This is a genomic window from Stenotrophomonas sp. 86156_Sma, assembly GCF_056481625.1.
The window spans coordinates 2,521,934-2,545,307 of record NZ_CM151157.1 but is presented as its reverse complement, the minus strand read 5'-3'; the positions used below and the strand labels follow the sequence as shown (position 1 = coordinate 2,545,307).

23 protein-coding genes are annotated in these 23,374 nt (G+C 58.5%); 17 read left to right on the top strand and 6 right to left on the bottom strand.

All coding sequences use genetic code 11. From position 1 onward, the window contains the following. Positions 1-306: 306 nt before the first annotated feature. The 3 genes from ACZK33_RS11935 to ACZK33_RS11925 form a co-directional block, all read right to left on the bottom strand. Positions 307-756 (bottom strand): phosphatase domain-containing protein, encoded by a 450-nt coding sequence (locus tag ACZK33_RS11935; RefSeq protein ID WP_099596085.1) that lies wholly within the window; start codon positions 754-756, stop codon positions 307-309. A 206-nt stretch (positions 757-962) separates the two neighbouring features. After that, complete coding sequence (locus ACZK33_RS11930; RefSeq protein WP_180855168.1) at positions 963-1,397, bottom strand: NIF family HAD-type phosphatase; 435 nt, start codon at positions 1,395-1,397, stop codon at positions 963-965. Between the two features lie 95 nt (positions 1,398-1,492). Then, positions 1,493-2,293 (bottom strand): hypothetical protein, encoded by an 801-nt coding sequence (locus tag ACZK33_RS11925; RefSeq protein WP_180855170.1) that lies wholly within the window; start codon positions 2,291-2,293, stop codon positions 1,493-1,495. Between the two features lie 95 nt (positions 2,294-2,388). Here ACZK33_RS11925 and ACZK33_RS11920 point away from each other — a divergent pair, with 95 nt between their 5' ends. The 10 genes from ACZK33_RS11920 to ACZK33_RS11875 all read left to right on the top strand — a co-directional run bounded on the left by ACZK33_RS11920 (position 2,389) and on the right by ACZK33_RS11875 (position 11,640). Beyond that, positions 2,389-2,634: a helix-turn-helix domain-containing protein gene (locus tag ACZK33_RS11920; protein WP_180855172.1), complete on the top strand. Its 246-nt coding sequence runs from the start codon at positions 2,389-2,391 to the stop codon at positions 2,632-2,634. A 636-nt stretch (positions 2,635-3,270) separates the two neighbouring features. Beyond that, complete coding sequence (locus ACZK33_RS11915) at positions 3,271-4,737, top strand: SIR2 family protein (protein ID WP_208043159.1); 1,467 nt, start codon at positions 3,271-3,273, stop codon at positions 4,735-4,737. A 46-nt stretch (positions 4,738-4,783) separates the two neighbouring features. Further along, on the top strand, positions 4,784-5,290 hold the full coding sequence (locus tag ACZK33_RS11910) for a toll/interleukin-1 receptor domain-containing protein (protein WP_180855177.1): 507 nt from the start codon (positions 4,784-4,786) through the stop codon (positions 5,288-5,290). Between the two features lie 53 nt (positions 5,291-5,343). Further along, complete coding sequence (locus tag ACZK33_RS11905) at positions 5,344-6,432, top strand: toll/interleukin-1 receptor domain-containing protein (protein ID WP_279923388.1); 1,089 nt, start codon at positions 5,344-5,346, stop codon at positions 6,430-6,432. Then, the gene (locus ACZK33_RS11900) at positions 6,429-7,037 is read left to right on the top strand and encodes an SLOG domain-containing protein (RefSeq protein WP_180855180.1); all 609 of its coding nucleotides are present in this window, start codon (positions 6,429-6,431) and stop codon (positions 7,035-7,037) included. Before ACZK33_RS11905 ends, ACZK33_RS11900 begins: the two co-directional genes overlap by 4 nt. A gap of 9 nt (positions 7,038-7,046) precedes the next feature. Continuing rightward, positions 7,047-7,529 (top strand): TIR domain-containing protein, encoded by a 483-nt coding sequence (locus ACZK33_RS11895; RefSeq protein ID WP_180855182.1) that lies wholly within the window; start codon positions 7,047-7,049, stop codon positions 7,527-7,529. Between the two features lie 30 nt (positions 7,530-7,559). Continuing rightward, positions 7,560-8,234: a TIR domain-containing protein gene (locus ACZK33_RS11890; RefSeq protein ID WP_180855184.1), complete on the top strand. Its 675-nt coding sequence runs from the start codon at positions 7,560-7,562 to the stop codon at positions 8,232-8,234. A 632-nt stretch (positions 8,235-8,866) separates the two neighbouring features. Next, a complete protein-coding gene (locus ACZK33_RS11885; protein WP_180855186.1) occupies positions 8,867-9,358 on the top strand; it encodes a hypothetical protein in 492 nt (163 codons plus the stop codon). A 234-nt stretch (positions 9,359-9,592) separates the two neighbouring features. Then, positions 9,593-10,111, top strand: coding sequence for a hypothetical protein (locus tag ACZK33_RS11880; RefSeq protein ID WP_180855189.1), 519 nt, complete (start codon positions 9,593-9,595; stop codon positions 10,109-10,111). A gap of 488 nt (positions 10,112-10,599) precedes the next feature. Further along, the gene (locus tag ACZK33_RS11875; protein WP_180855191.1) at positions 10,600-11,640 is read left to right on the top strand and encodes a DUF2971 domain-containing protein; all 1,041 of its coding nucleotides are present in this window, start codon (positions 10,600-10,602) and stop codon (positions 11,638-11,640) included. A gap of 123 nt (positions 11,641-11,763) precedes the next feature. On the opposite strand, the gene ACZK33_RS11870 is transcribed toward ACZK33_RS11875, so the two are convergent. After that, positions 11,764-12,777: a hypothetical protein gene (locus tag ACZK33_RS11870; protein WP_180855193.1), complete on the bottom strand. Its 1,014-nt coding sequence runs from the start codon at positions 12,775-12,777 to the stop codon at positions 11,764-11,766. A gap of 329 nt (positions 12,778-13,106) precedes the next feature. On the opposite strand from ACZK33_RS11870, the gene ACZK33_RS11865 reads away from it, so the two are divergent. The 4 genes from ACZK33_RS11865 (at position 13,107) to ACZK33_RS11850 (ending at position 17,474) form a co-directional block, all read left to right on the top strand. Beyond that, on the top strand, positions 13,107-13,346 hold the full coding sequence (locus tag ACZK33_RS11865) for a hypothetical protein (RefSeq protein WP_099596089.1): 240 nt from the start codon (positions 13,107-13,109) through the stop codon (positions 13,344-13,346). Positions 13,347-13,879: 533 nt separating this feature from the next. Next, positions 13,880-14,623, top strand: coding sequence for a hypothetical protein (locus ACZK33_RS11860; protein WP_180855195.1), 744 nt, complete (start codon positions 13,880-13,882; stop codon positions 14,621-14,623). Continuing rightward, positions 14,620-16,470, top strand: coding sequence for a hypothetical protein (locus tag ACZK33_RS11855; RefSeq protein ID WP_180855197.1), 1,851 nt, complete (start codon positions 14,620-14,622; stop codon positions 16,468-16,470). The genes ACZK33_RS11860 and ACZK33_RS11855 overlap by 4 nt, the downstream gene beginning before the upstream one ends. Then, a complete protein-coding gene (locus ACZK33_RS11850) occupies positions 16,470-17,474 on the top strand; it encodes an ATP-binding protein (RefSeq protein ID WP_323162599.1) in 1,005 nt (334 codons plus the stop codon). The genes ACZK33_RS11855 and ACZK33_RS11850 overlap by 1 nt, the downstream gene beginning before the upstream one ends. A 1,664-nt stretch (positions 17,475-19,138) precedes the next feature. On the opposite strand, the gene ACZK33_RS11845 is transcribed toward ACZK33_RS11850, so the two are convergent. Further along, positions 19,139-19,612, bottom strand: a complete 474-nt coding sequence (locus ACZK33_RS11845; protein ID WP_478455056.1) for a DUF6265 family protein — start codon at positions 19,610-19,612, stop codon at positions 19,139-19,141. A gap of 90 nt (positions 19,613-19,702) precedes the next feature. Here ACZK33_RS11845 and ACZK33_RS11840 point away from each other — a divergent pair, with 90 nt between their 5' ends. Continuing rightward, positions 19,703-20,551 (top strand): helix-turn-helix domain-containing protein, encoded by an 849-nt coding sequence (locus tag ACZK33_RS11840; RefSeq protein WP_423174124.1) that lies wholly within the window; start codon positions 19,703-19,705, stop codon positions 20,549-20,551. A 20-nt stretch (positions 20,552-20,571) separates the two neighbouring features. Here the strand turns inward: ACZK33_RS11840 and ACZK33_RS11835 are convergent, their stop codons facing one another. Then, a complete protein-coding gene (locus ACZK33_RS11835) occupies positions 20,572-21,051 on the bottom strand; it encodes a GNAT family N-acetyltransferase (protein ID WP_107431839.1) in 480 nt (159 codons plus the stop codon). Positions 21,052-21,251: 200 nt separating this feature from the next. On the opposite strand from ACZK33_RS11835, the gene ACZK33_RS11830 reads away from it, so the two are divergent. Both ACZK33_RS11830 and ACZK33_RS11825 read left to right on the top strand, forming a co-directional pair. Next, on the top strand, positions 21,252-22,010 hold the full coding sequence (locus ACZK33_RS11830) for an SDR family NAD(P)-dependent oxidoreductase (protein ID WP_154352553.1): 759 nt from the start codon (positions 21,252-21,254) through the stop codon (positions 22,008-22,010). Beyond that, the gene (locus tag ACZK33_RS11825) at positions 21,961-23,352 is read left to right on the top strand and encodes an NAD(P)/FAD-dependent oxidoreductase (RefSeq protein ID WP_478455053.1); all 1,392 of its coding nucleotides are present in this window, start codon (positions 21,961-21,963) and stop codon (positions 23,350-23,352) included. Before ACZK33_RS11830 ends, ACZK33_RS11825 begins: the two co-directional genes overlap by 50 nt. Positions 23,353-23,374: the final 22 nt, after the last annotated feature.

The window sequence follows — 23,374 nt, the reverse complement described above, 5'->3', positions numbered from 1 at the left end:
GTTCAATCGGGAGCACTTGACCCGACTGACTTTTGCTTCGTGCCAGGCCATGGCTGGCGTCAGCCGTTGATCTTGGACGTGGCGATGGAGACCTTTATCCCTCTGGGCAGACAGTACTGGCTGCAGCCAAGTAGCGACTGGAGGCTTTAGCGGATACTCTCCGCGCCGCGTCCACTAGTGGGCGCGCGACCCAGCGAATCCGGTGTCAGCGGTCAACTAGATCGCGTAGGTATCGGTGGCGCCAATAGCCAGGGCCTGGCCTTGAACGACTGATGAGCTCGCCACGCGTTTGATCTGGAAGGCCAACTACGAGCGCAGTCCCTGTGCCCATTGCTGCAGGAACTCCTCCTGGACAGCGGTCTCGATGGCACCCGGCCTGACACGTCGCACCGAGCCAATGGCAGCCTGCGCTGTTCGCTCAGCCCCTGACTGCAGTAGAAGCATCGCTGCGACAGTGCCGGCTCGCCCCAGCCCACCCTTGCAGTGGACCACAATGCGCAGGCCCGAATGCAAACTCCGAACGAGCATTGACCCCAGTACTGGCCATCGTTCGAGCAACCTCTGGTCAGGCGCTGCGCCATCCGTGATTGGAAGGCCATGCCATGAGATGCCCTGCCCTTCAACCACTTGAGGCAAGCACTCGATCCGCAACTCACTGAACTCCCACGGCTCGAGTAGCGTAATCAGGTGGCTGGCTCCCCAACACTGAATCACAGAGACATCCACATCGATGTCTCTCGCCCATGCCCCCGTCATCGCAACTTCTTGGTACTTACCTGGCGCGAAGGTCACACCAATAGCCCCTCCCCTTTCGCCAACCGGGAGTTCCGCGATAGCTAAAGGGTGGGTCAAACTTGTTCGAATCATGTCGGATCTCCTGAACGACAGCCCATTCCTATGCAGCAACCGGCGCTGCTGGCTGGAAGAGCTGCACCCGCCAACCCACTCACTAAGCACACCAACTACAACGGAACAACCAATCGTTCCTTCAGCATCTCAAGGGCCACTTCCAGGCCGGCGTCATCCGCGTCATATGGAGCGCCGAACAAAGAGACCTCAATCCAATAGCGCTCCTGCCCCGGATGGATGTAGTCCGAGTGATCGTCCAGCAACAGCGCTGCACCCAGGATCGGAGACACATACCGGAGGTCCTTCGTTGCCCCTCCCCAGAATGTATATGGCAACTCAGCGAACCAGCCTGGCGCGCCCCCTTCCTCGACCAGCAGCCGCGAAATCCTGCGGAAAGCTGCCTCAGGGACCGTGGTGTAGATGACCAGATGCTCGAAGAGTTCATGAGCGACCTCAAGGAACTGATAAAGCCCTGGGCGTGGAATCTGGCTGACAGCATTTGAGATCAGCGTCCCCTCGAGATCGAGAGCAAGGATGGTCGGTCGCATTGAGCGCTAGGATCCTCATCAGTAGTTGGACACTTTGATCTGGAGCGTTCCGCGCTGCGCTTGGTCATCGGACGCAGTTGCGGAACACCAATGAGTCAGATATCTGAGAACTTCTCGGCTTGCTTAAGCTGATTCTCCAGAGACTGGATCTTTTCCCTATAGTTGGCAGCTATGTAGGGCTTGTCATTGAAGTCCAAAGCCGTCTGAGGAATTAGTTCGAGCTCGACTCGCGTTGAAGACGCTTGTCGAATTGCCAGTGTCGACCACGCATCATCACCTTTTACGAAGCCAACATTGAAGCGCGCCGTGACGCCATGGTTCGGCTTGAGGCCATCAATCGATCTGAAGTCGCTGTGCACCCGCGACTTTGCCGTGGGCTGAGCTTCGCCATTGATGTAGAGCGTCGCCGCCCAGCTGGCCTGGCTGAGCGCCAAAGTTGAGCCATTGGCAATTCGCGCCTCAATGACCGGCTTCGGGCCAAAGAAGCTGTCCTCGATCCGTAACGTTGCGCCACTCGCACGCACTCTTTCTAGTTCGGTGATCGTCGGCCGCTGCGCGTTGGCCTGCTCCTGCAGAGCAAGAATTTCTTTTGGATGGGCATCCCTAATCTGCTTGATGTGCCCCCTAACCACCTGTCTTACAGATGCATTCGGGTAGGCCTTGTTCAGCTCAGCCAGATCAAGGCCGGCAACGGCCCAGTTGAAGGCATCCCGCTCATGGGCACTCAGCTCGGCGTCAATTGCGTCAATCGACGCTCTGTATTGCTCCTGCGTGCCGTCAGTGACCATCTTCCTGTCTACTGGACCGCCGCAGGCTGCAACTAGGACCGTCAGAGCAAGCAGCAAGCCCTGCCTGCCCCAGCCAGCTGCGTCGCGTCGACATTGTTCGTTGATCATGCCCTTCCCCTGTCATTGAGAAGTACAGGATATCTGGTTTTTAGATATCGGAGAACTGGATATAGCTTCTGAAGCCGCTCAACCAAGGTGCGGCCGTGGCCAAGACCATCCATCGCAAGGAATACGCCGCCCTGATTGAGACCGTCAGAGACGCGCGCTTGGCTGCTGGCCTTACCCAAGTACAAGTGTCCAGCAAGTTGGGGCGCAGCCAGTCGTTCATTAGCGATGTTGAGACAGGGAAGCGCAGGGTTGACGTCGTGGAGCTTAGGGACATCGCGCACCTGACAGGCCGATCCCTAAGCAAGCTCATTGTCGACTTTGAGAAGCGACTCAAAGATTGACTTTACTGAGCTGGGCTCAGTCTTCTTCAGATGCGTACCACCAGGCTCACACCTAGTGCCGACCCCGCTCTCCCGCCCAACGAGCATGCGCCCACGTTGAAAAATGGGCTTCTGGGCAGTCCTGTCTACACGGGACTAGCTGTCCAACTGCTGGCCTACAGCGCCCTATGTGTGCTCGAAGGGCAAGCATTTTTGGCCTGTCGCCGTGACTGACTCACGATTGGCCCGCTACGTTGCAAGTTGCGCATCCAGCAGCCCCAGGAAACCCTTGGGATCCAAGCCTTTGCGGATACTATTGCGTGAAGACCTCAGCATCCATTGCAGAGCCAACATGAGGACCGCCCTCCCGCCTCAAGAGGACGTGCTTAGGCACTCGGGAAATCATCGTGGGCATCCGCCTTGCCTTGACTCGCCCCCAATTAAGCTAGGTAGCGGATATTCCTCCGGAATTTAGCCTGCCATCGCATAGGGCGTCGCATTCAACTAGACATTGCTAATACGACTCAGTTGCATGCCATGGCCGCTGCAATTGGAGCACGGAGAAGCACCGACGGAGGACCTTGAAGCGCGCAAGCCACATGGGTAAGATCCGACCCATTCACGTTTGTGAGACATCCGTCACAAGGAGTAACGGTAATGGTCAGGGCAGCAAAACCGACATTCTCCCCAGAGATTGGAGCCTTCATTGATCGTTACGTAGAAGAGCTCGTCAACGGCAATGCCTCCGTATTCCTAGGCGCCGGGATGTCAATGAGCGCAGGCTTCGTCGACTGGAAAGGCTTGTTGAAGGATGTTGCCGCCGAACTGGGGCTCGATGTAGATCGCGAGACAAACTTGGTTGCGCTGGCGCAGTATCACTTCAACGAGCGCAACAACCGCAGCGTTCTCAATCAGAAGATTCTCGCTGAGTTCACGGAGGATCAGCAACTGACGCCGTCGCACCACGTACTGGCTCGCCTCCCAATTGGCCACTACTGGACCACCAACTATGACCGGCTGATTGAGACCGCTTTGACACAGGAGCATCGCCGCCCTGACGTCAAGTTCACAGCCGATCAGATGAGGCAGAGCAAGCCTGGACACAGCGCAATCGTCTACAAAATGCATGGCGATGTGGAGCACCCAGAAACCGCAATCCTGACGAAGGACGACTACGAAGGCTACTTCAGGGAGCATGAGGCCTTCGTTACGGCACTCAGTGGTGATCTGGTCCAGACGACCATGCTTTTTCTTGGTTTTAGCTTCACCGACCCGAACATCGACTACGTGCTCAGCCGTGTCCGTGTGACGCTGCGCCGAAAGCCAAAGAACCATTACTGCGTTCTTTGTCGCCTGCACCGCAAGGCACGCGAGAAGAAGGATGTGTATGAGTACCGGAAGCGCCAGCAGGAGTATCTGATCAAGGACCTGAGTCGACTCGGCATTCAGGCACTAATGATCGACGAGTATAAGCAGGTACCCAGCATCCTGAGTGCTATCGAATACCGATACCGACAGCGCACCATCTTTATCTCCGGCGCGGCTCACGTCTTCCCTGAACGTTGGGATTCGACTCGCGCGCACCAGTTCCTGGCAGGACTGAGTTCTGCCTTAATCCGCAAGCGACTGAATGTGGTTACAGGGTTTGGGCTGGGTGTCGGAACTTCGGTTGTGAGCGGTGCTCTCGAGACGATCTTGAGCAACCCAGCTCGATATCAGGAGAAGCAACTGCAAGCGAGCCCCTTCCCTGTAGCTACCGATCCGCGCGCAAGGCGCAGTCTCTATCGACAACATCGGGAGAAGGTACTAGGCAAGTGCGGCATTGCCATATTTGCATTCGGCACGAAGCTTGAAGGAAAGAAGACAGCCCAGTCCCAGGGTATGCGTGACGAGTTCAATATTGCCTGTGCTGACGGCTTGATCGTGATCCCGATTGGGGCAACCGGCAGCGTAGCCAAAGATCTCTGGAATGAGGTCTCTTCTCGATTCAATGAGTTCTACCCCCATGCCAGCAGTGCTTTCGCGAGACATTTCAAGACACTAGGCAAAGACGAAGCAACGCCGGAACAACTGACTCGTGCATTGACAAGCATGATCGATGAGCTGAAGCGTCTGCCCATCTAACCCGCACGACTGTTCCCCATCATTTCCATCATCAAGGAAGAACGCAGTGGCAATTTCGATCAGTTCGCTTCGCATGGCCTCCCATCGCGGCAGTGTTTCATTCGCCAGCACATCAGTAGAGGCACGAAATCGCGGAGTGAGGACGGCCTTCCTATGCCATAGCCACAAAGACCAGGACCTTGTGAAAGGCTTCGTTCGGATGCTGCACGAAAGCGGATGGTCAGTCTATGTTGACTGGAATGACACCTCCATGCCGAGCACACCCAATCAGGAGACCGCCCGCAAGATTCGGGAGAAGATTGTCCAGTTGGACTATTTCATCCTCCTCGCAACCGAAAACTCAATGGCCTCCCGCTGGTGCCCTTGGGAGCTGGGATGCGCAGATGGGAAAAAGCCGAACGAGCGCATCCTCGTGGTTCCCACCACAGAGCATGGTCGTGAGCATGGAAATGAGTACGTTGGTCTGTACAGGCGCATCGACAGCAATTCACTCGGCCACATGCAGGTGTTCAGCCCGGGATCTTCTTATGGAACTGCGGTGCGATCGCTATGAGCAGCTTGGCGACATATGAACTCGCAGTCCTTGGCTACCCTAGCCCGGAGCAGATGGAGCAACTGAGGGGCTACGTCGCCCATGCACTGGAACCATTTGGACTTCTGCTCGGCCAAGAGGTGGGTTGGACCGTGCACGAGTTCGAATTCCAACCAGCTCAATCGCGAGCGGCCGCCGCTCTTTACTTTGGATGTGAAGGTGCTACTCCCAAGCCACCTTCGGTGCCGGCAGCCGTCCCCGTAATTCCGGTGGTGAGTGACCTTGAACGCACTCCCTATCAGCTACCTGACAGCCTGCGCCCCATCAATGCGTTGGCCTGGCCTGTTGACCGGGTAGAACGTATCGCAACGGCCTTGTTGGAGTGCGCCGGACTGCTGCCACGGCAACGAAGAGTCTTTCTAAGCTACCGCAGAAGGGAGGCGCGCCTGGCCGCGCTACAGCTCTTCGACGCCTTCTCGGCGCGGCAGTACGATGTCTTCCTTGATACCCACGGCGTACCGCCTGCGGCCGATTTCCAGGCAATGCTCTGGCATCGATTGTGCGATTCGGACGTGCTGGTGATGCTTGATACGCCAGGCTACTCGGAAAGCCGGTGGACCAATGCCGAGCTTGGCCGCGCATTGGCAAAGGGTATCGTGATACTACGGGTCCAATGGCCTGACTCGACGCCGGATCGACGGACGCTGACGTCCAGTCGAGCCGAGCTCGTGTCTGAGGAGATCGATGTGTCTGGTCGCTTGGCGGAAGAAGCTGTCGAAAGAATCTGCCTGCACCTTGAGCGAGCACGCAGCGAGAGCATCGCAGTCCGTCATCTGAACCTGGTCAGTAAGGTCCGTGGTGATATCGAGAAGATCGGCGGCCAGTTCCTCGGCACTGGCCACTCCAGCTCTTTACATCTTCAGCTAGCCGATGGAAGGCCCTTGGTGGCATACCCAAGCGTCGGAGTACCCACGTCTTCCACACTCCACGATGCGAGCATCAATTGTCTGGGGAAGAGTGCGGCCGTAGTTTACGACTCGATCGGACTGTTGCCCTCATGGCAAACCCATCTGGATTGGCTTGGTGGCTACGTTCGAGGAGTCAGGTGGATCAAAGCGTCAGAGGCCGCCTGGCAGCTCGCTGATTGGGAGGACCACGCATGAAGGAGCTGTTTCTGTCCGCAAGCGTTCCGGTTCCCGAGCGTGGGCACTATCACGAGACAGCCAATCCATTTCTGATTCAGGTGGCCGTACGAGAACTGCTCATTGCAACAGTACGTCATCGCCGAATTGTGTGGTGCGGGCACCCTTCCATCACACCCATGATCTGGGCCATATGCGAAGACATGGGTGTCAGCTACGCCGATCAAGTCACTCTCTATCAATCTCGGTACTTCCGGGACATCTTCCCGGTGGAGAACGAGCACTTCAGCAATGTCGTTTTCACACCAGCCGTCCCCGACGATCAAGATGCCAGCCTGGCCTTGATGCGGGAGGCCATGTTATCCAGACAAGAGATCCAGGAAGCCGTCTTCATTGGCGGGATGGATGGCGTGGAGATCGAGCGCGCGCTACTCAATCGATTCCACCCCACCGCCAGAGTTCTGGCAGTCGCAGCAACTGGTGGCGCAGCACTAGATCTTGCCGCAGCCCAATCAGGGTCACCAGATCGCTACGATCTGGATTTTGCCTCGATGTTCCGCAACTTCTCCCCCGATGACCTTGGCACTGATCCATCGAGTGGGCCACGCCCACGGATGCACCGTTAGGAGGAATCAATGACACGCAGAGTCTTCTATAGCTTCCACTATCAATCTGATGCGTGGCGAGCGGCGATGGTTCGCCAGATCGGATCGATCGAAGGAAATGCATCGGCCAACGACAACGACTGGGAAAAGATCAAGCTTGGTGGCGACGCAGCCATAGCCCGCTGGATCAATAGCCAGCTCGAGAATCGAAGCTGTACCGTTGTGCTCGTTGGAGCTCAAACCTCACAGCGACGCTGGGTGCGGTATGAGATAGAGAAATCTTGGAGTAAGGGCATGGGCGTCTTCGGTATCCGTATCCATCGCCTACTGAACTCAGACCGGGTGCCGTCCAGCCCTGGAGGTAATCCGTTCGACTTCGTTCGGATTGATGGCCAACCCCTGAGCACGACTGTACCTCTTTACGACCCTTCCGGCAGGAACAGCCAAGAGGTGTACGGAATCATCTCCAGCAACATTCAGAACTGGATCGAACGCGCCGTGGGCGCGCGCTAGCATCAACACTGTCACGCATCAGGGGGATTTATGGGTCGAAAGATCTTCGTTTCGTACAAGTACGCAGATAGTCAGGTTCTGCACCTTCCCGGGAATGGGCTCAGGACCACGGTTCGGGACTATGTCGATCTGCTTCAGGCAAAGTTAGAAGAGGGCGATCACATCAATAAAGGCGAGGAAGACGGCGAAAGTCTTGTCTCGTTCTCGGATGAGGCGATTGCCTCACAGCTGCGCGAGAGAATCTATGACAGTACCCTGACCCTGATCATGGTATCGCCTGGAATGCGCGAGTCCGCGGTTTCAGAGAGAGATCAGTGGATGCCTTGGGAAATAAGCTATTCGTTGAGGCATAAGACTCGGAACGGCAGGCAGAGCGGTCCCAATGCGCTGCTTGGCATTGTGCTTCCGAACGCCGAAGGCAGCTATAGCTACTTCTTTGAGGATAAGAAATGCCCCAACTGCACCTCGGTCACGTTAAGAACCGATCGAACCTTCGGCATCCTCCAGCGGAATGCATTCAACACGAAGAGGCCTGAGGCTGGAACCTGCACAGATCACTCCGGAGGAAAGACCTACCGAGGCAATCACAGCTATATCAAGTTCGTGAAGTGGAACGAATTTCACGCCGACTATGGCAAGCACCTTGAAAAGGCCTACGAAATGCAGAAGTCTATTGATGACTTCAACATCTCTTCCACCATCTAGTGCATAGCCTTGGCTGATTGCGGGCATCTTGATGGAGATGGGGTTCCTTACCCCATCTCCATGAGCTAGACGGCGCCCCCTCGTCCTCACTCAGGCAGGACCGAAAGCCACTCTAGCCTCACGACACTCTGTCGGTGGGTGCAGGACTACCGGTCCTCGGCTCTCAAGCTCACGCCGCACTACGCGGCTGCGACGTGTGTGCTGCTTGAAGGCCCTTCCCAGGCTAACCAGCTCCAGGTCGCGGCGCCCAGCAATCGAACGACGTCAATACATTGAGGCCGGCCTGCCCCACCCATCGATCTAGCGTTTCGCCGCTTAGTCGACTAGCGCACCTCAGCCCCTGGCGCCCGGTAGCAACACCCAGCGGGAGCGCTTGCAACCCAAGATTGAGGGCCAGTTGCATCTAGGCCTGGTTGAACTAGATGCGTTGCCATGCCACTTGGGTAACGTGCGATCAACCGATCGGAACTGGCCGTATCAACAGATAGAACGCCGCCACTACCGGCCTTCATCTAAAGCATTGCCGGCCGCTAACGCCCTTACAGGCACTTCTGATCCGGCCGGGATCCTGAGCAGATCCGCTGCCAAGCATCACAAGGCAAAACGCAAAGAATCCTTGCAAGGAGCCATTCATGGAATCCCCATTTGCTTCAACCATCATCGCCGGACTACTACTGTCAACCGCCATCCAAGCCTCGGCCTCGCCTTGCACACTGTCGACCCTCACCATCGATGCGAGCAAGAATGGAATCGCCCGAGCGCACATAGTCTCAGACCTCACCAAGACCACCACCTTCTATGAAGGCTCACCCTATCAATTCGTCAGCGCGGCAGTAGTTCGGGTCGACAGCGATGGCGTGAAGCTTGATCAAGAGGAGACTACGACATCGATCGATGTGGGCTTCAGGGGCATCACCAACTGCTTCGGAGATCGGGTCCTCATAGACTTCAGTCACACAGATCTGATCGGGGTGCAGACAATCCCCCTTGCGCTGATTGGAACCTCCTCCCGCCCACCAATTCTGGATTCCTTCAGGACAACGATGATTCTAGAGGGCCGATCTGGCTCCGAACCCGAACACCGGACCATGAATGGTTGGACATACAGCTTCCGGGCGGAGTAGCGCCGAATGCCAGACTGCACCGGAGAAGGCCTGCATCTGGCCAAATCTCGCGGGGCACCCCCACGAATGCTCAGCGCATGGAAGGCATGCCCTACTGAGAAGAAGCCCGCATCAGAATCAAGTTCCAGCTATCCATCGAGCCGCGAGCGGTTCGTTATGAGTAGACAACGCAACCGTGCCCTGCATCCAGGGAATCAGGCTACTGACTGACGACTAGAAGGAGTACATTTCGTCATGAACTACGAAGAGCTGAACAAAGCATGGAAAACTCAGCGCGAGCAGTACCTGCTGTGGGAAAGGAGGCTAATGCACCACGCCCAGGAAGTATGCGACCACTTTGAGGAAAAGCTCAGACTTCCTCAGGCATCCTGGACCACATATGACGGAACGGAAGAGCGCCCCTATGTTGAGCTCGTTGACCTGTCCGACAGAAGCAAACCCAAAAGGGGCGCACCGAGTAACAAATCAATAACCGATGAAGGGACTCTAGTCTTCGGCATCGGCATCATTTTTGACCACGGCCCAGATTCTCACCCCAAGCGCAGCATATCCATCCCAATTGCGGTTCGGTACAACAAGATGAACCCGGAGTACGCAGTTCATTCTTTCGAAGGCGACCAGCCCGCTGAATCTTGGGTCCAGGATATGGATACGCTCTATTCGAACGCTACGAAAAAGCTGCATGAGTACCTCTCTCACGACCCTCACAACGGCTTTGCCAAGCAAGAAAGAGCCATTGGATTCATCGGCTGAGCCTTAAGCTGGAGCCCTCCAGGCCTTTGAGGTTATGCAGTCTCGTGCGCCCGCCGTCTACATGATCGCGGGCGCACGTACGACCCCACCTCTCCAGCTTTCAAATTCGCAAGCCGCGGGCAGAAGTAAGCGAACCCTCCCCTCCACCTGCGCGTGAACGCCTAAGCCCACTCGCGAGCCGACTAGCCCCTACAGCAGAGATCGAGAACACTACTCATTTGACTCGGCCGACTTGGAAAGAAGGGGTATCGTCGACGCCGCAAGGGCGCCGGACCACGTCGCGCAATGGCCTGAGGCGCAACTGCGGTAGTGACCAACCACCACTGGAGAGAAAGGGCGAGGGCCTACTCGGCGCCCTGCCACTCCGACCATCCTCGCACCCAAGATTACCTTCGTGTTCGCAGCGTGCCGGTGACGATGCATCAGCGAGCGCGAGTTGTAGCCGCAAGTGGTCATCACCCGCCAGCCACATGTAAGCAACTCTCAACATGAAATCCAAAGAAGAAAAGATGCAACCTGACTTGCTCTACCGCTACCGGCCGTTGGGCGAGAAGTCTTTGTTCACGCGCGAGCTTGACGCGCTGGAGAAAAGTTATCTATATGCCCCACGATTTGACCAGATGAATGATCCAATGGAGGCTCTGTTCGAGGTGGCAACCGCAGACGATGCCATGGCGATTCTACTACCGCCAAGCCTAGTAGCCATTGGCACCCGCATCCTTGAGACAACTGCAAAGATCGCCAAGGAATCAGGCTTGATTTCGATGTCAGTTAACCAGCTGGACTACCCGCTGTGGGCCTACTACGGCAGCAGCTTTGGTGGCATGTGCCTAGAATTCGATACTGCGGAACTAGAGATCGGATTGCTAAGCCGTGAACTCCTAATGAAGGTCGTCTACGACTCGAAGGCTCCTAACCCAGTGAGCTTCCAGTCCCTAGCATTTGCCGATCCTCTGCTACTCGTCAATAGACGACTGACCCAGAAGCGCGAGGAGTGGCGACATGAGAAGGAATGGCGCTATCTGGCTGGCCAGCCCGGCCCCAAACCACACACCGACACCGCGCTCAAGTCAATCTATCTTGGCCCCCGCATCAGATCCGACGAAAAATCGCGAATTCTCGAAGTCATGGCCCGCCGGCCGGTTGCTGTCTACGAGGGGATAGTGGACGGCTACGACTTAAAGTTCCATAAGATCAAGGCCGCGACGCCCTGGAGCGAATGCGATCGAGTAGGCTCAGGCCACTACAATCCCGATGAGTCACTATCGGCCGAAGATGAGCTTCGTAAGGCACTTGGATCAAACTTCGAAGCGCTGGGACGAAAGTGCAAGGAACTGAGCGAACACCCAAATATCGAGAGCATAGATGATGTGTATCTGACGAGCTCTGGAAGCGGTGTATTTATCACAACGACGTACGCTTTCAGGGACGGAACCCGTAGACCGCATGTCCACTACTTTGATGCCTCAATGAATCCGATCACTAAAGAGGCAGCCCTTTTGAAGGTGACCCCGGCGGGGGCTGATTGACCTCGATGGCCTCTTGGCGTGGCGCGCCCCAGAAGGGCGCGCAAGCGTATCGACCACAACCGCCTATCGCCCCTCTTGCTTTGGCCAAAACCTGAGCCCGCCTCCCCTCCCCTCGGAGTCGCGCTACTCCAAGGAAACGGGAGATCCTGGAGGTGCAACTCCCAGCATCCCAACCATGGGACGCGGATGCTCAACGTCAACCAGCACTTCAACAGACTGCCGGACCCCCAAAAGCTCCCGACCCAGAGGCTTGATGCGGGCGTAGGAGGAACTTCCCTCGCTAGAAATGGGCAGAACTTCCGCCACGCATGCAGCTACTGGGCTGATCAACGCAAACTGCGTGAGAGTTGTCACCTCACCGTGACAAACATCCTCCGGCACGTCCAGCAAGCCAAGAAACAGATCATCAACAGCGTCCTGGGGCGGCCAAGATCCGCCGAGATCAGACTCAGCCTGCTGCTCGACCATCCTTTGCCTTGCAAGATCTTCCACGAAGGCAAGATAGTGCACGTGGAACCGGGCGAAGAATGCCTCCGCCCCGCCCGTCCGCGGAGTTACCGGAAGCATGCACGGATAGTCATCTTCAAAGAACACACCACTCGCCAGATTGCCACCAAGTGTGCCGGACTCCGTTTGGCCGAGTGGAAACCCAACATCCTTTGGCAAGAGCGATCCCCGCCGGAGCCTGACCACCCGCTGCTCCATCAACAGCTGGATTGTCGCGCATGCGTCGGGACGCAATCCCCAAACAGCACAAAAACGAACAACTGCCCATCGCAGTGCGTCCCGGACATCTATTGCAGTCTCGAGCCTACCGCTGTCTATGGCCAACAGATAATTGCACGCACACAGGCCTATCGCGTCCAAGGAGCCAACTTCGGCCACGTTAAACATGGACTCCAAGGCATCTACTCGACTAGGCGCATAGCTGCTGAAGCCAGGGAGTTGGTGATGAAAAGCCACCAGGCGTTCAGTAATGGACGGCATCAGTAGCCCAAGACGCTCCATTAGCGATCGACGTACGCCTCGCAGCTGCTCCGCAGTGGGAGCCCCTGCGCCGCAGATCATCCAGATCGGATGCTCAAAGGCCTCCTTTGCAGCCGCGAACGCTGGATCCCGATGCACCGAGTCGATCAAGTATCCACCAGGGCCGCGCAGCCTCCCTGGATGATGCCCCTTGCTGAAGATCCGGTAGAAGGATCGGGGACGACCGTTCGCCGCTTGGGCGTGTACATCGAGCCCAACTCTGGGCAAGAGCGACTGATCAAGGTCATCCCAAGTCAGCCGATCGCCATGCAGCCTTCGTACAACGCAGGCCCACACGCTATTACGGACGACCAGCGCCCCATCGGTTGGAATCTTGCCACGAGGCATGCTTATGGATCTTCTGAAGCGGGACTAAAGAATCCCCTAGAACTGGCTGCAATTGTGCATGATGGAGCCCAACGGTAGCTAGGAGTTGGGTCATGCCTATCCAGAATCCAGAAGCAGCAGTCTCCACCGAACTCAGTCGCGAGCTGCTAGAGCGGCATGGGGAGCTCATGGGCGGCAGCGACCTCCAGCGGAACCTTGGCTTTCCAAACGGCCGCACCTTCGGCCGAGCCGTCCAGCGCGATCTTTTGCCGGTTCGCACCTTTCCGCTGCCAGGTCGGCGGGGGTTGTTCGCCAAAACGCGAGATGTCGCTGAGTGGCTGAACTCGCTGTAATGCCTAAGCACGCGAGCTGAGGCCGAAGCCAAAAGGCCCGCACCACTTCTGATCTGCTGAAACTCACTTGGGCGCACAGTGCGCCCCTGAATGGCTTGACGCCATAACTCCAGCTTCGAAGGAGGCATTTACCCCCCCCAGCCCATCAAATCTCCGACCCCGGAAATGAAATCGCCCCCGCAGCAACGGAGGCGATAGCCTCTCGCCGGAGCGAGAGGAGGTGAAGCTCTACGATAACGAATGTAGGCTCCCGCAATTCCGACTTCGTGTCAAGCAGCAAAGCTGCTTGAGCGGGCATCTGCGCGCGCCGACTGCCACCGTATGGCAGCCGGCACGGCGCCCCATGCCCGAAATCCCTAATGACCCTGCTGGCCATTGCCGCCAGTACCGAGCCTCATTCTCCGAGGCCAACCGGGAAGTCGATCGATGAAGATCCAACACTCAGCTGCCCATGCATTGAGTCATCCCGCAATCGCGATTGCGCAGCGCCACTCCTCGACCATGCGAACTGCAGTCATCCACAAGGAGGCAGCATGAGCAACCACGCGACCAATCCCGTGAGCCCGTTCCAAGGCGTAGCGTCTGCACGCGCCTCCGACCCGCTCCACAATGGGACGGATCGACCGCTGGTCCCCCGTGAACTCACCGCTGGCCAGATCAAGAGGGGGGACATCTTCACCTTCTTTAGCCCGAAAGAGAACCGGACGGTTACCGTACACGGCCCCCTGCAACTCGCGCTTCGGCTGCAATTGGAGTTTGATCCATCAGTGGCGGCCGTGACCGAGAGGCCTCGGTCCATCCCGGTAGGACTTGACAGCATGGAGCTGCATTTCTGGTTTCAGAGGCGCGGAGGCCAGGAGATCTATGCAAACGTCATTCCGAATTCGCAGACAGTACCCGGCGTGGATGGCAAGCGTCGTCCTCGCGAGCTGGACCGGCTTCGTTCAGCAGCCAAGGATGCAGGCATCTCTTTGCGGCTAATCACGGAGGACGAACTCAAGGCGCCCGGCGGCAGGAATGAGCTCTGCTACCAACTGCTCGGGTTCTGCCAGTCAGCCAAGGATCTGGGGAGCAGCCTGGCGTTGCGACAGGAAATCGCCGCGACCATCGAGCGAAGCGGCAGCATCAGTGCAGATGAACTCATCCATGAGCTTAGGCACCACCCTCGAACTCACATTCAGGGGGTCGTGGCTGAGTTGCTTCACGTCGGATTTCTGGCGACCGATGCATTTCCTCGAATGACGGGGCGATCAAGGATCTGGAGGGCCGACGCATGAGTTCCAAGTTCAATGCCGTCGACCTCGAGTCGATCCGGGCAACTCCAAGGCCAAATGGGATCGTACTTCCAGCTGATCAACAGTCGGAATTTCAAGCCCGTCTGTCCGCACTCACCAGCGTCCTTGATGGGGCAACCTTGGTCGACGCAGCCCTTCGATGGGGCGTGCCGCGAAATACCCTCTCTCGAATGATCCGGACCGCACTGCTCTTCGACGAAAGCGGTCATCGAGTCGGATACCGAGCCTGCATTCCCTATGCGCGATTCAGCGTGTCAGATCGCAACAATTCGGTCGTCCCCGATAGTTCACATCCGTTCGCCATGGATGCCGTCATGCAAGCCATCCCCGAGCTCGGCGATGCAGTCGCAAGATTCAAGGGCGCCTTGCCAGCGAAGTCCAAAAGGAGCCCCGCGTTCGACAGACTGCATTCCCAGTTCGTGAAGGTGCTGACTGGGAAGGGCTTTCAGGCCATGTATCCGCTCAACATCCGCGACAAGGGAAGACGAGCACTAACCTCCCTCATAAGGCGCATCCGAGGCACAAAGAGCGAAAGTGAGATGCTCTTGGCTGCGGATGAGCCTACTTCCACCCGAATCGAGAACCTACTCAGCATTCGGCCATTTGATCGAGTTGAGTACGACGAGCATTCCGTCGACATCGACGCATGGCTGGCCATGCCGATGGCGGACGGCTCATTCCGGCTAGAGAAGATTAGTCGGATCTGGCTACTGGCAGTTGTTGATGTCGGGAGTGGCGCCATCCTTGGATGGGAAATGGTGCTTGGCCGGAAGTACGAGCAACACGATGTAGTCAGCCTGTTCGCGAAGATCATGAGCCCCTGGCAACCAAGGGATCTGAGCACGTCGAACTTAAGCTACTCGACTAATGCATGGATGCCGTCGATCTACCTAGTGGATGAGGTAGTGATGAGAAGCGCAATGATCGCAATGGACAACGACTCATCCCATCACGCCAAGATGACAGTCCGAAATCTCATTGATCATCACAAGGGAATCCTGCACTTTGGACGATCCGGGATGGGCGAAGGTCGCCCCTACATCGAGGCTCTATTCAAGAAGATTGAGAATGGCCTGCTGCGCCACATCGCCGGCGGCTTTGCTCCCGCAACGCAAGTGAATGAGCGTCAAGTCACTACAAAGCTTGACGGGAAAGACCACCCCATCCTCCTGGAGGTCTTGAAAGACCTCATTGACACCTATGTTACCTCGCACAATGTGACGAGCCGGTCCACTCGCGAACCGAGGTCGCCCAAGCGAATCATTGATGAGCATCTGGCATCTGGGGAGTGGGTGTGGCATGCACCTGGCACCGAAGATGACGTGAGAAACATGACCGTTAGGCGGATGAAGGTGACCATCAGAGGCTCCAGAAGGAGTGGTGTACCTCCCCTCGTCTATCTCGACCACGCTAGGTACAGGTCACCAACACTGTCTGGACAGTGGCACCTGATTGGGCAGTCGTTTGACGCAACCTACGAAGACTGGCAAGACATTCGCAAGCTGACCCTCTGGAGAGGCGGTAAGCGTGTACTCACACTTCACGCTCTCGCCCCATATGCGAGCGTGGCCCACACGCTGTCGATCAGGAAGCGCGCGGCACGCTGGGCGAAGAGCGACGCGTCACGGGAGCCCGGTAACTACTGTTTAGCCGACAACATTGAGGCCTATCACGCAGCCGTCCGATCGGCGGCCGCTGGCATCAGGGACAGCGCCTCGCTCATGGCAGCTGGCGACGTGCCCAAGCAACCTTCCACGACCAACAGTCAGGGGCAAGGCTCTCCACTGATGGGAATCCGCAGGGCCACGTTCAACACGAGGCTCCGCTGATGAAGGCCCCGGCGAGCCTTGAGAACCACCCAATGCACGCGCGACATCGCCCCAATATCCAGACTCTCCCCTTACTGCGAATGGCATCTGGATTCGCCACGTGCCTGGAGTATGGGCGGCCGAGCCTGAGGATCATTGGCGATGGCCGGTGTGGGAAGTCAACTGCCACGCGAATACTTGAAACCACCACTTCTTGGCGACCTTTTCCTATTGGATTCCTCCGGATGGTCGTCGGAAAACCGACTACCCCTAGCGAAGGCAACTTCTTCCGCGAGGTCATCCTTGGACTGGGCATGAGGGCAACAACCGTAGCCAGCCCGCAGGATCTCCTCCTCAGGATCATCCGGGCAATTGAGCAGGAAGCCGCTAGAGCATCGGCCGACGTGGTCGTGATTGCGATCGATACCGCTGAGCAGCTCACGCTCAAGGACTATGCCCACCTTGCAAAGCTTCAGAACCACTTCCTCGGATCATCAGTGCAACCGTTCTTTCTCTTCATCCACCAGAGCAACAGCGTGATTGGAGGCGCAGACGATCTTAGTCAACTGGCGCCGCCACATCTGTATGGCCGATTCTTTGTCGACAGCCATCCTTTTACCGGGCTTCTCTGGGACATCCCGAAGGAGGACGCTGACGTGCAGGACGCATGTGACGTCGCCTTGGCATTTCGTCAGCTTGACCAAGTTATGAGATGGCCGGACGAGGGCGGAAAGACCTACACCGAAGCATTCGCACCCTATGCTTACAGCGTTGGCTGGCGCCTTGAGAAGGAGACCGAAGCGATACGCGAACGAATTGAGAACCTTGCCAATCAAGGCAACTATCCCGTCCCCAGGGATTGGCTCATGGCCTCTTTCAACCAGTTTGTTTACCACCTACTCACCAAGATCGCCGCTGGGCGCAGCGATTTCGAAGGACTTACTACCCAGCACATCGATGAAGCTCTCCTGCGCAGCGCATACGCCGGCTTCGAAAGCTCAAGAAATAGGGCCGCAGGCAAATGAGGAGCGGCACTCAGCTGGTCGGAGGCAACCTCCGACTTGTTCCATACCAATCGGCTTTTGGCTGCGTCGCGAGGCTATCGCGACTGAACCAGGCCAGGCGGGTCACGGAGTACTCACAGCTCCTCGGAATCAAGCCAAACAGACACATCAACCTGCTCTTGAGCCTGACGACCTCGCAAGTACAACAAGAGGCGCTCTCTACAACCCTTGGGATCGAGACTCCGCCCGAGTGGGACTTAGCGGCGTGGTATCCGTTCATAACTGACGACCCGAGACTGCCCTCCCATCTCAGGTTGAGGTACTGCCTTCCATGCATCAGACTCGGGTATCACACCACACTGCATCAGCTGCCCTGGATTTCCACGTGTCCTTGGCATGGCGTTCGCCTGCGCCAGAATTGCCCACGATGCAATGGATTTCCGGTGACAGTCGCCGGCACGCCCACGAAGTTGCTCACCTGTGCGTGCGGCTTTGACCTTATGAATGAGTCAGCTTCCGCCTTGCAGAGGCAGCCCCACCCCACTGCTGCGGCGTACTTACAGGCCTACCTCAACTGGTGCGCGGAGCAAAGGCGTACAAGTCGGCTGATCGTAACTCCAGGGGCGCACATTGATCCCAGCAGGATTTCCAGCCTTGTGGACCTCCCTCCTGGCCTGGCGCTACGCCAGGCCAGGAGGGTCTGCAACGCTAAAAGGTACAGACTCACGACACACCTAGACCAACAATCACCACCAGCAGGCGCAGACACAGCACGACGCGCAAGCCATACGGACCTTGAGGACGACTCAGACCCAATCCTCCGTCACATTGACCAGAATGCAGCCAAAGGTTCCCGACGAGGTCGATCAGATCAGTCCTTTAGCCATCAAGGTGAGCGAGTCGCCGGAGCTCAGGATCAGCCGGCTCCGGATGGATGGAGCAGCTACGCCGCGACGATGCCAGGTGGGCGCTATCGAGCTATTCACCCCAACTACTTGAGCTTCGTAGATGAGCTCTTGGACAAGTTCAGCCATTCCAGTCCGCGACTGGTGATGAGCAACGCGGAATTCGATCTACGAGTGAGATTGGCGGTGCTCGCCCAAGGCTACGCGGAGGGCATTCTCCTCTCGGAGCATGAGGGCAACTTGAGCGCGCTTCCGGAGCGCTATAGATCGCCCAGTCCCATTGCACTGTTGGATACGAGCCATCCACACGAACTGCGCGTGGCGTTCGGATAGCACACTCTCCAGCTGGCGCATCGCCCGTCCCCTTCTCTAAGCTCCTGACGTGACGGAGCCCTGCGCAATGCTGGCTCGATCTCGAGCGGCACCGCAGCCAACCCCTGCTCCGTGCCTCGCCTCTATCAAGAGGCGGGGCCGGCCTGAAGGAAGGCCTTCATTACCTTCCTGATAGCCTCCCCCCCCAATCCTTCGAAATCTGCTTGAGGACGATCATCGGCAGCTCGTAGGGCAAAGCCCACCCCCCAAGAGATTGAAGGCGCGGACTGAACTGCAGCGACGCACGCTGCCGCCCCATTGGCTTTGCCCCAAATTGTGAGCCGTGCATTGACGCTGCACCAACTTCACGCCCCAGCGTTGTGCAATGACCAGCTCAACAGCACTGGCTCAAGCGCGATTGTGGCGCAAAAGCCAATCAACCCCCTTACGAATCAATTACATGTAGATTCAAAATCGCGCGCGTGCAACACAACGACGATAGTCAAACGGAATCCGCAGGATCTTCCCATCATCTCCCGGACCGGAGATGCTCGCCTTCAGCGCAGTGCCATCACGCCGGTACTCGATTCGCTTCGGGAAGTCATTCTGCGGGTTCTCGAACACGACCCAGTTCGCACCATGGTCAGCAATGACAAACGTGGTTGATGCCACGCCATTGGGCTGCACATGCAGGCCAGCCGCTTTGCCTGCAGGCACCAGGCGCATGTACTCGAATGACTCCATGTCGCCGTGGCTCAGCGTGCGCGACATCCCAAGCAAAGCGCCGCCGGCCTCGGGCAGCCAGACCTCATCAAGCCTGCGCTCCTCGGTACCGCCACACCAATGCCCGGCCAGCCAGTCAAACTCGGCCGGTGCGGCCATAGCCGCGCCACTTCCAAACGCAAGGCCTGCGCCCAACACCGCCACCTTCGACTTCACCATGTCCTGACCTCCTGGATGGGTTGGCTGCAGGCTAGCGGCACGGACACCGAGGGCGCTTGTAAAAACGCGCAGGATGGCGTCCGATGCCGCATGGACTACTGCGAGCACCCTGCCCCCGACGATCTCCGCCATCACGTCCAGTGCATCTGGTGGCTGCGCGACGATGCACCCGGGAATGACGTGCAGGTCATCTATCCCGATGGCCGGTGCGAGCTGCTGGCCGAACTGGGCGTGCCGCTGCAGCTGCATGGCGCAGATGGCCGTATCCGTTCCGATCTACCGTTCTGTTTCGCTGCACAGCAGTGCGGGCCTATCCGGCTGCAAGCCGCTGGTGCGGTGTTCTGCATCGGTGTGCGCCTGCAGCCGGCCGCGAGCGCCTTGATCGCCGGTGCCCGCTTACCCGGCCTTCGTGACCAGGCCCCTGACCTGTACACGCTGGATGCCTCCTTTGCCGAGACCTTCAGTGCCGCCGCACGCGCCAGTGCGGTCATCAACACGCCCGAGCCTCTCTGGCAGGCCCTGCGGGATCGTTGCGCCAGCTTCATCCTGGACGAGCGTGTTGAACAGGCCGTAGCAGATCTGGATGCGATGGAGGGTGACCTGCGCATCGCCGAACTGGCGCGGCGGCTTGGCATGTCCCTGCGCGGCCTGCAATCCCGCTTTCTGGCTGCGGTGGGCATGACTCCGAAGGAGTACGCCCGTGTGTGCCGTCTGCAGGCAATTCTGCACACACTTGATGAGGAAGCCACGAGCATTGCCGCTGCAGCCGCACGCCATGGCTACAGCGACCAGGCCCATGCCACGCGCGACCTTGTCCGCTGGACAGGAGTCACGCCCGGCCGACTGGCGAATGCCCTGCGTGGCGATCGTGGCAGCGACGATGCACTGCGATTGGCTGCCGCCTTCGTGCGCGGCACCAGCGGCGGCCGCTTACTGTGAGCCCCCTCCTCCACGTCGCCCTATAGAAAGCGGTGCATCACATATACATCAACCAACCCCAGCGTTCGATGCCGAAACGCCGCCGGTAGCGTCCCGACCACGGCAAAGCCCAGCTTCCGGTACAGCTCAACCGCTGGCGCATTGGAACTGACCACGTAATTGAACTGCATGGCCAGGAAGCCTTCCGATCTGGCTCGATCAAGACTGTGCTCCACCAGCGCCCGGCCAATGCCGCGACCTTGTACCCGAGGATCGACCACATAGGTGGCGCTGGCCACGTGCGCTCCCAGGTCTGGATAGTTGGCACCCATCTTGTACATTCCGGCCACGCGCCCTTCCAGAACGGCCGCAAAGGCCGGCTGCACTCCAAACCAATGGCTCCGAAAGGTCCCGGCCTCGAAGGTGCCGGCGAACGGAAGCGCATCTTCCGTCGCAATGGCGGCCTGGAAGATCGCCCACATGGTCTCGATGTCGTCCGCGCTGGCGGGTCGGATTTCCATGCGGTTCCTCGGCGAGGGGCGTGATGGACAAGGCGGACACTAGCAGAATCCAGGCACGAACAATCCCGCAGGTAATGCGGACGCCTGCACATGGGATTGAGAGCTGCCAGAGCGCCCAATGGACGCAGAACCCGGCGCCGGCCAGTGAGCCGTAGCGCATGGGCCTCTCAACCCATGATCCACAGCACAGAGGCGTTCACATGGCACGTTTGAAGGACAAAGTAGCAATCATCACCGGCGCAGGGGCCGGCATGGGGGCAGCCGATGCCCGCCTGTTCGCGCGCGAGGGCGCCCACGTCTTCATCACTGACATCCGCGCCGACGCGGCACAGGCCATTGCAGCGGAGCTCAGTGCTGAAGGTCTGTCGGCCACGGCCCTGCCCCTGGATGTCACCCGCGAAGACCAGTGGAACGACGTGGTCGACCAGGTCATCGCAGCGCACGGCCGCGTCGACGTCCTGGTCAACAATGCAGGGCTTCCCGGTCCTTTTGATACCTGGGACAACGCCACGCTGGAAGGCTTCAACGCCATCATCCAGCTCAACCTCAACAGCCATTTCCTCGGCATGAAGGCGGTCAGTCCGCACATGAAGCGCGCGGGCAAGGGCTCGATCGTGAACATGTCGTCCATCTGTGGACTCGTGGCCATCACCGGCATCCATCCTGGCTATTGCCCGTCCAAGGGCGCCAACCGCCTGCTTGCCAAGGGGGCTGCTGCCGAGTTCGCCAGCTTCAACATCCGCGTCAACTCCGTGCACCCGGGCATCATCGATACGCCACAGAACAAGGACCTGATCGCCAACGATGGCGCCAACCATGGCATGCGCTCACGCATCCCGCTCGGTCGCTTCGGACGTGCAGAGGAAGTTGCCAATGTGGTGCTGTTCCTGGCCAGTGACGAAGCGTCCTATGTCACCGGTGCCGAGATCGTTGTCGATGGCGGCTACGTCATTGTCTGAGCCCATCCGGCACGGGACGGCCTCGCCCTCGCGCCATCAGGCACACCCCATGTCAGATCAGAAGAGAATCGTCATCGTCGGCGGTGGCATCGGCGGCTTGCTGCTTGCGACCCAGCTCGGCCAACAGCTGGGTCGCAGCGGTCGTGCTGCCATCACTGTGGTGGACAAGAGCCCCACCCATATCTGGAAGCCCATGCTGCACACGCTGGCAGCGGGCACGCGCAGCCTGCAGCAGCAACAGGTGGTATTGCTTGCGCATGCCAGCGAGCACGGCTTCACTTACCAGCCGGGGGAAATGCGCGGCCTGGACCGGGAATCGCGGGAAGTCCTTATCGGCGACCTGCGCTCACCCGACGGAGAGTTGCGGGTACCTGCGCATCGAATCCCCTACGACGTGCTCATCCTCGCCATGGGCAGCCATGCAAATGATTTCGGCACACCCGGCGTCCGCGAGCACTGCCACTTCATCGACAGCCTGGCCCAGGCCGAAGTCTTCAACGATGCACTTCGAACCCGGGTGATGCGTGCCATGGCCCAGGACGAGCGCCTGCGTGTGGCCATCGTCGGGGGCGGTGCCACCGGTGTGGAGCTGGCTGCGGAACTGAGTCGGTTGCTGGAACTCGCTTCCAGCTATGCAGACCCTACCCTGCGTGATCGCCTGGATCTGACCCTGCTTGAGGGAGGCCCGCGCATCCTGCAGGCATTTACCCCAGCGATCTCATCGTCGGCCACACACCAGTTGCGCCACATCGGTTTCCAGGTCCTGACCGGGGCATCCGTGATCGCCGCCGAGGCCGAAGGCTTCCGTCAGGCCGATGGCAACCTGGTTCCCGCAGACCTCATGGTCTGGGCGGCTGGGGTGAAAGGCATCACGTTTGCAGAGGGCCTGGATGGGCTGGAGCTCAATCATGCCAATCAGGTGCGGGTGCGCCCCAGCCTGCAATCCACAACGGACGACACGGTCTTCGTGCTCGGGGATGCCGCAAGCCTGACCTTGCCCGGTGCCACGCGCGCCCTGCCACCCACGGCGCAGGTGGCCACCCAGCAAGCGCAGCATCTGGCCCGCCACCTTCCGGCCTGGCTGGAGGGCCGGCCGCTGCCCGAGTTCGCGTTCCGTGACTTCGGTGCACTCGTTTCGATCAGCGATTACAACGCCTTTGGCACGCTGGGAGACTTCGGATTCTTCCGTGGCGCGTCGATCAAGGGACGATTCGCACATCTCAGCCATGCGCTGCTTTATCGCCGCCACCAGCATGCGCTGCACGGCTTCCGCAAGGCGACCCTGCTGTGGATGGCCGAACGCCTGAACGGCTGCGTCCAACCCCGCGTTCGTCTTGCCTGAGGAGAAGACGGTGCTTCGGGGC